This is a genomic window from Mesorhizobium sp. M7A.F.Ca.CA.001.10.2.1 (assembly GCF_003998575.1).
Classification (GTDB): domain Bacteria; phylum Pseudomonadota; class Alphaproteobacteria; order Rhizobiales; family Rhizobiaceae; genus Mesorhizobium.
In genome coordinates, this window is the sequence record NZ_RZQY01000245.1 from 1 (window position 1) to 8,076 (window position 8,076).

Here is an 8,076-nt window from a genome sequence, read left to right on the forward strand (position 1 = left end):
CGCCGGCAAAATTCCAGGAGGTGATGGCCGATCCGGAGCAGAAGGCGCGCGTCGTCGAAGGCGGCCAGCTGCACACCGGCTATGTCACCATGAACACCACCATGGCGCCGTTCGACAATGTGAAGGTGCGTCAGGCGGTCAACATGGCGATCAACAAGGCGCGCATCATCCAGATCATCAACGGCCGCGCTGTGCCGGCCAACCAGCCGCTGCCGCCGTCGATGCCGGGCTACGACAAGGAGTACAAGGGCTATCCCTATGACGTCGCCAAGGCCAAGGCGCTGCTTGCCGAGGCCGGCCATCCCGATGGTTTCGACACGCAATTGTTCGCCATGAACACCGATCCCAACCCGCGCATCGCTCAGGCGATCCAGCAGGATCTGGCGGCGATCGGCATCAAGGCCAGCATCCAGTCGCTGGCTCAGGCAAACGTCATTGCCGCCGGCGGCGACAAGGCCGGCGCACCGATGATCTGGTCCGGCGGCATGGCCTGGATCGCCGACTTCCCGGATCCGTCGAACTTCTACGGCCCGATCCTCGGCTGCGCCGGCGCGGTGCCGGGCGGCTGGAACTGGTCGTGGTACTGCAACAAGGATCTCGAGGCCAAGGCGGCCGAGGCCGACTCGGTGGTCGACCCGGCCAAGGCCGGCGAGCGCGACAAGATGTGGAGCGCCATCTACGACAAGGTGATGGAAGACGCGCCCTGGGCGCCGGTCTTCAACGAGCAGCGCTTCACCATGAAGTCGACGCGCATGGGCGGCGCCGACAACCTCTATGTCGACCCGGTCCATATCCCGATCAACTACGACAATGTGTACGTAAAAGATGTGCAATAACTGCGACTACACCATCCACGGGCGCCAACATCATTTCGGCTGGGACAATTCGTTTGTCCCGGCCGAGCGGGTGGCGCCCGGCTCGACCATCGAGTTCCAGTGCCTCGATTCCTCCGGCGGCCAGTTGCAGGCCGACAGCACGGTCGCCGACGTCGCCAGGCTCGACTTCGCCACCGTCAATCCGGTGACTGGGCCGATCTTCGTCGAGGGCGCCGAGCCGGGCGATGCACTGAAGGTGACGATCGAGATGTTCAAACCATCCGGCTTCGGCTGGACGGCCAACATTCCCGGTTTCGGGCTGCTCGCCGACGACTTCAAGGAGCCGGCGCTGAACATCTGGAAATACGACGCCGTCTCGCTCGAGCCGGCGCTGTTCGGCAAAAATGCGCGTGTGCCGTTGAAAGCCTTCGCCGGCACCATCGGCAACGCGCTGGCGGAAAAGGGCCACCATTCGGTGGTGCCGCCAAGGCGCGTCGGCGGCAATCTCGACATCCGCGATCTCGCCGCCGGCACCACGCTGTACCTGCCGGTGGAAGTGGCGGGCGCACTGTTTTCGGTCGGCGATACCCATGCCGCGCAAGGCGACGGCGAGGTTTGCGGCACGGCGATCGAAAGCCCGATGGACGTCGTGCTCAAGCTCGATCTGGTCAAGGATGCCAGGCTGAAGACGCCGCGCTTCACCACGCCAGGCCCGGTGACGCGCCATCTCGACGCCAAGGGTTATGAGGTGACGACCGGCATCGGCCCGGACCTGATGGCGGGCGCCAGGGAAGCGGTCGCGCAGATGGTCGACCTGCTCGCCGGGAGGTACAAGATCGACCCGGTCGAAGCCTATATGCTGGCCTCTGTGTGCGGCGATCTCAGGATCAGCGAGATCGTCGACATGCCGAACTGGGTGGTGTCGTTCTATTTTCCGCGCTGCGTGTTTGAATGATGTCAAGTCGGCGCTGCACCCCCCTCTGTCCTGCCGGACATCTCCCCCTCAAGGGGGGAGATCAGATGTCACTTCGGCTTTCGCCAATCTCTAATGTTGCAAGGGGGAGCGCCGGCCCACGTGACGGCCAATCTCCCCCCTTGAGGGGGAGATGTCCGGCAGGACAGAGGGGGGCGTGCCGGAATAAACCTCTCAGAACTTTGCCTTTGCAATGACCTCAACCCCCAAACCCGTCCTCGACATCGCCAACCTCTGCGTCAGCGTGCGCGGCGAGGACGGCGAGCGCGAGGTCGTCTCCGACCTGTCGCTGACGCTGGCGCGTGGCGAGACGCTCTGCATTGCCGGTGAATCCGGCTCCGGCAAATCGATGACCGCACTGGCCATCATGCAATTGCTGCCGCAGCCGGCGGCGCGCATATCGTCTGGGAAAATCCATCTGGGCGATACAGATCTGACGACTCTCGACGAGCGCCGGATGCGGCGCATTCGCGGCGACCGCATCGCCATGATCTTCCAGGAGCCGATGACCTCGCTCAACCCGGTGCTGTCGATCGGCCGGCAGCTCACCGAATCCATCGAGGCACACACCAGCCTGTCGCAGGGCGAAGCTCGTCAGCGCGCCATCGAGGCGTTGAAGGCGGTGCGCATTTCAGAGGCCGAAAGCCGGCTAAAGCAGTTTCCGCACGAACTGTCCGGCGGCATGCGCCAGCGGGTGATGATCGCCATGGCGCTGGCGCTCGAGCCGGACGTGCTGATCGCCGACGAGCCGACGACGGCCCTCGACGTCACCGTGCAAGGCGAGGTGCTGGAGCTGCTGCGCGACCTGCAGCGCCAGCACGGCACCAGCGTCATCCTGATCACCCACGACATGGGCGTCGTCGCCGAAATGGCCGACCGCGTCATCATCATGCGGCATGGCCGCATGGTCGAAGAGGGAAGAACCGCTGACATTTTTGCCAGGCCGCAAGCCGACTACACGCGCGAACTGCTTGCCGCCGTGCCGCGCATCGGCAGCGGTATCGGCCGCCAGAAATCCAGGGATGTCGAGGCGGCGGCGCCGGCCAATGTCGCCGAGGTCAAGGACCTGCATGTCCGCTTCGACCTGCATGGCGGCTTCTTCGGCCGGGTCACCCGCCGCGTCCACGCGGTGGAAGGCGTGACCTTCTCGATCGCGCCCAACGAGACGCTGGCGCTGGTCGGCGAATCCGGTTGCGGCAAGTCGACAACCGCCAAGGCGTTGGCCGGACTGGTGCCTTACAGCGGAGGCGTCGTCATCGGCGGCCGCAATTTGTCTGGCCTTGGCCGCGACGAGCGCAAGGCTGTGCGCCGCGACGTGCAGATGATTTTTCAGGATCCCTACGCCTCGCTCGACCCGCGCATGCGCGTCGGCGACCTCGTCGCCGAGCCGCTGCTGATCCATGGCATCGCCTCGAAGCAAGAACGCAGCCAGCGTGTCGCGGCGCTGTTCGAGCGCGTCGGCCTGTCGGCTGACCAGATGGATCTCTATCCGCATGAATTCTCCGGCGGCCAGCGCCAGCGCGTCTGTATTGCACGCGCTCTTGCGCTGCGGCCGAAGCTGATCATCGCCGACGAAAGCGTCTCGGCGCTCGACGTCTCGGTGCAGGCGCGTGTGCTCGATCTGTTGAAGGAATTGCAACGCGAATTCGGCGTCGCCTATCTCTTCATCTCGCACGACATGGCGGTGGTCGAGAACATCTCCGACCGCGTCGCCGTCATGTATCTCGGCCAGATCGTCGAAATGGGCACGCGCGACCAGGTCTTTTCCAACCCGCGCCACCCCTACACCAGACGCCTCATCGAAGCCGTGCCGGTGCCCGATCCAGCCAAGCGAAGAAGCCGCTTCGCCCGCCTGGACCAGGAGATCCCGAGCGCCACCCGCAGGATCGGCGAGGCGCCGTTGAAACTGGCGCTGAGGGATTTCGGCAACGGCCATCTCGTCGCCGCCGAGGGCTGAGCCGGCACTGCCGCCGGCGGTTCACGTGTTTGTGTCTCTATCTCGTGCTCAAGGCTCGCGTTCCGCCGCCAAACCGTATCGCTTCGAGCACGAAATCCCTAACGGCCTCTTGCCCTCTGTCCCTATCTTCCTCATGTTCAATACCATTGCGATGATCGATCGTAGGAGGGTCGGTCGGATTCATCGCTATGGGAGGAAGTCAACCATGAAGGTAAGCCTTTTCGTTTCCGCGGCACTTCTCGCCGTATCCGCGATCCCCGCCTCGGCCGCTGAAATTTCCGACGGCAAGGTCAAGATCGGCATCCTCAACGACCAATCGGGCGTCTACGCCGATTTCGGCGGCAAGTGGTCGGTCGAGGCGGCCAAGATGGCGGTCGAGGATTTCGGCGGCAAGGTGCAGGGAGCGCCGATAGAAATCATCAGCGCCGACCACCAGAACAAACCGGATATCGCCTCCAACATCGCGCGGCAGTGGTATGACACCGAGCAGGTCGATGCCATCATGGAACTGACGACCTCTTCGGTGGCGCTCGCCGTCCAGGGGATTTCCAAGGAAAAGAAGAAGATCGACATCGTCACCGGCGCGGCGACCACGGAGCTGACCGGCAAACAATGCTCGCCCTATGGCTTCCACTGGGCCTATGACACTCATTCGCAAGCGATTGGGACAGGCGGCTCTCTCGTGCAGCAGGGCGGCGACAGCTGGTTCTTCGTCACCGTCGACTATGCATTCGGCTATTCGCTGAAGGATCAGACCACCAAGTTCGTCGAGAGCCATGGCGGCAAGGTGCTGGGCGAGGTGCGTTATCCCCTGGGATCGACCGATTATTCGTCCTTCCTGCTGCAGGCGCAATCGTCGGGCGCCAAGGTCATCGGCCTGGCCAATGCCGGCCTCGATACCTCCAACTCGATCAAGCAGGCGGCCGAATTCGGCATCGTGCAGGGCGGTCAGCGTCTTGCCGCACTCCTGTTCACGCTGGCCGAGGTGCATGGGCTTGGCCTTCAAGCGGCGCAGGGCGTTGTGCTGACCGAAGGCTATTATTGGGATCGCGACGACAAGAGCCGCGAATTCGGGCAGCGCTTTTTCAAGCGCACCAACCGCATGCCGAACATGATCCAGGCCTCGACCTATTCAGCGGTGACGCAGTACCTGAAAGCGATCGACAAGGCCGGCACGGACGAGACCGAAGCCGTCGCCAAGCAACTGCATTCGATGCCTGTGGACGACGCCGCGATAACCAACGGCAAAGTGCAGGCGGACGGCAACATGGTCCACGACATGTACCTCTATCAGGTCAAGTCGCCAGCCGAGAGCACCAAGGAGTGGGACTACTACAAATATCTCGCCACCATTCCTGGCAACGAGGCCTTCCTGAGCGAAAAGGAAAGCGGCTGTCCGACGGCCGGCCAGTGATCGGCGCGGCCGATGGCGCCGACTGACCTGAGCGCGAACGAGCCGCCTGTGGTGCTTTCCGCCCGCGGGTTGCGGCGTGACTTTGCCGGCTTCATCGCCGTGAAAAACGTCGATCTGGATGTTCGCCATGGCAACATCCATGCCCTGATCGGACCCAACGGCGCCGGCAAGACGACCGTCTTCAACCTGCTCACCAAGTTCCTGGCGCCGACCAGCGGCAGGATCGAGCTGCTTGGCCACGACATCACCCGCACGTCGCCGGCCAGGGTCGCGCGAATGGGTCTGGTGCGCTCGTTCCAGATATCGGCGATTTTTCCGCATCTCAGCGTGCTCGACAATGTGCGCGTCGCCCTGCAGCGGCCGGGCGGGCTCAGCGTTCAGTTCTGGCGCTCGCTGGCGGCGCTCGACCGGCTGACGCCGCGCGCCGAGGAATTGCTGCGCTCGGTCGGTCTCGACGACGCCAGGAACAGGCTCGCCGGCGACCTTTCCTATGGCAGGAAACGCGTGCTCGAGATCGCCACGACCCTGGCGCTCGATCCGAAAGTGCTGCTGCTGGACGAGCCGATGGCCGGCATGGGGCACGAGGACGTGGCCACGGTTTCCGACCTTATCCGTTCGGTGGCCAAGGATCGCGCCGTGCTGATGGTCGAGCACAATCTGACTGTGGTGGCCGACCTTTGCGACTGGATAACGGTCATGCAGCGCGGCGAGGTGCTGGCCGCCGGCGACTACGCCACGGTCAGCCGCGACGAGCGCGTCAAGATCGCCTATATGGGCACCGCCGATGACTAGTACCGCACCTCTGCTTGCCGTCAGCGGCCTCAACGCCTGGTATGGCGAGGGCCATGCGCTGCACGGCGTCGATCTGGAAGTGTATTCCGGCGAGACGGTCACACTGCTCGGCCGCAATGGCGTCGGCAAGACGACGACGCTGCGGGCCATCATGGGGCTGATCCGCAAGCGAACCGGCGGGATCGCCTTCGACGGCCAGGATCTGATGCGGCTGCCGCTGCACCGCACCGCGCATCAGGGCATCGGCTTCGTGCCGGAGGAGCGCGGTATTTTCGCCACGCTGACCGTCGACGAGAACCTGGTTCTGCCGCCGGTCGTGGCCGAGGGCGGCATGAGCGTCGAGGAGATATTCGATCTGTTCCCCAATCTGAAGGAGCGGCGCAACAGTCCCGGCACCAGGCTGTCGGGCGGCGAACAGCAGATGCTGGCGATCGCGCGCATGTTGAGAACGGGTGTGAAAATGCTGCTTCTCGACGAGCCGACGGAGGGGCTCGCTCCCGTCATCGTGCAGCGCATCGGCGCGTTGCTGGCGACGTTGAAAAAGCGCGGCATGACGATCCTGCTGGTCGAGCAGAACTTCCGCTTCGCCAGCCGTGTCGCCGATCGTTTCTATCTGATGGAGCACGGCAAGGTGGTGGCAGGGTTCCCGGTCGGCGAGTTGCCGGACCGCATGACGCAGCTCCACGAAGTCCTGGGTGTATGATGGCGCCATGACGATGATCTTCGGCATCCCCGTTCAGGCCTTCCTCGGCCAGTTGCTGGTCGGCCTGATCAACGGCTCGTTCTACGCCATGCTGAGCCTGGGCCTGGCCGTCATATTCGGCTTGCTGCGCGTCATCAATTTCGCCCATGGCGCCCAGTATATGCTCGGCGCCTTCGTCGGCTATCTGCTGCTCACCTATCTCGGCATCGGCTACTGGCCGGCGCTGATCCTTGCGCCGCTGATCGTCGGTGTCTTCGGCATCGTGGTCGAGCGCCTGGCGCTGTCGCGGCTGTACGATCTCGACCCGCTCTACGGGCTGCTCTTCACCTTCGGCCTCGCGCTCGTGCTCGAAGGCATCTTCCGCTACTATTACGGCGTCTCGGGAAACCCCTACGCGGTGCCGCCACTGCTTTCGGGAGGCACCAATCTCGGCTTCATGTTCCTGCCCAACTATCGCGGCTGGGTCGTCGTCGCCTCGCTGATCGTCTGCTTCGGAACCTGGGCGCTGATCGAGAAGACCAGGCTCGGTTCCTACCTGCGCGCCGCAACGGAGAATCCCCGCCTCGTCCAGGCTTTCGGCGTCAACGTGCCCTTGCTGCTGACCCTGACCTACGGCCTCGGCTCCGCGTTGGCTGGGCTTGCCGGAATTCTGGCAGCGCCGATCTATCAGGTGAGCCCGCTTATGGGGTCGGATCTCATCATCGTCGTCTTCGCCGTCGTCGTGGTCGGCGGCATGGGATCGATCCTCGGCGCGATCGTCACCGGCTATATGCTTGGCCTTGCCGAGGGCCTGACCAAGGTCTTCTATCCCGAGGCCTCAAACCTCGTGGTCTTCGTCATCATGGCCATCGTGCTTCTGGTCCGGCCGGCCGGCCTGTTCGGAAGGGACGCCTGACATGTCGGAAGAGACATCTGACATGTCGGAACTGACGCTTCGCGAGACATCGGCCAAAACGTCGGCACGGCTTGAATGGACGCTGGTCGGGCTCGGCATCCTGGCGCTGCTGGTGGCGCCTTTCCTGGTCTATCCGATCTTCCTGATGAAGATGCTGTGCTTTGCGCTGTTTGCCTGTGCGTTCAATCTCCTGCTTGGCTACACCGGGCTGCTGTCGTTCGGCCACGCCACCTTTTTCGGCGGCGCCGCCTACTTCACGGCGCATGCCGTCAAGGTCTGGGGCTGGCCGCCGGAAGCCGGCATTCTGCTCGGCATGGCGGGTGCGGCCCTGCTTGGCTTCGTCATGGGCTTCTTCGCCATTCGCCGGCAAGGCATCTATTTCGCCATGATCACGCTGGCGCTGTCGCAGATGTTCTTCTTCTTCTGCGTGCAGGCGCCGTTCACGCAAGGCGAGGATGGCATCCAAGGTGTGCCGCGCGGCATGCTGCTAGGCGTCCTCGACCTGAACGTCTCGCTGAACATGTATT

At 63.8% G+C, this 8,076-nt stretch carries 8 protein-coding genes; all 8 read left to right on the plus strand.

The window, feature by feature from the left end; all coding sequences use genetic code 11:
- Positions 1-836 (plus strand): ABC transporter substrate-binding protein (locus EN964_RS17055; protein WP_245490663.1); only part of this gene is annotated, 836 nt, incomplete at its 5' end.
- Positions 826-1,770, plus strand: a complete 945-nt coding sequence (locus EN964_RS17060) for an acetamidase/formamidase family protein (RefSeq protein ID WP_127267604.1) — start codon at positions 826-828, stop codon at positions 1,768-1,770. The genes EN964_RS17055 and EN964_RS17060, both read left to right, overlap by 11 nt.
- A gap of 211 nt (positions 1,771-1,981) precedes the next feature.
- On the plus strand, positions 1,982-3,745 hold the full coding sequence (locus EN964_RS17070) for an ABC transporter ATP-binding protein (protein WP_127267605.1): 1,764 nt from the start codon (positions 1,982-1,984) through the stop codon (positions 3,743-3,745).
- Between the two features lie 205 nt (positions 3,746-3,950).
- On the plus strand, positions 3,951-5,159 hold the full coding sequence (locus EN964_RS17075; protein WP_127267606.1) for an ABC transporter substrate-binding protein: 1,209 nt from the start codon (positions 3,951-3,953) through the stop codon (positions 5,157-5,159).
- Positions 5,160-5,171: 12 nt separating this feature from the next.
- Positions 5,172-5,951: an ABC transporter ATP-binding protein gene (locus EN964_RS17080; RefSeq protein WP_127267607.1), complete on the plus strand. Its 780-nt coding sequence runs from the start codon at positions 5,172-5,174 to the stop codon at positions 5,949-5,951.
- On the plus strand, positions 5,944-6,654 hold the full coding sequence (locus EN964_RS17085; RefSeq protein ID WP_127267608.1) for an ABC transporter ATP-binding protein: 711 nt from the start codon (positions 5,944-5,946) through the stop codon (positions 6,652-6,654). Before EN964_RS17080 ends, EN964_RS17085 begins: the two co-directional genes overlap by 8 nt.
- Positions 6,655-6,661: 7 nt before the next feature.
- Positions 6,662-7,549 (plus strand): branched-chain amino acid ABC transporter permease, encoded by an 888-nt coding sequence (locus EN964_RS17090; RefSeq protein WP_127267609.1) that lies wholly within the window; start codon positions 6,662-6,664, stop codon positions 7,547-7,549.
- 22 nt (positions 7,550-7,571) lie between these two features.
- Positions 7,572-8,076: branched-chain amino acid ABC transporter permease (locus tag EN964_RS17095; protein ID WP_164775851.1), on the plus strand; the 505-nt coding region annotated here is incomplete at its 3' end.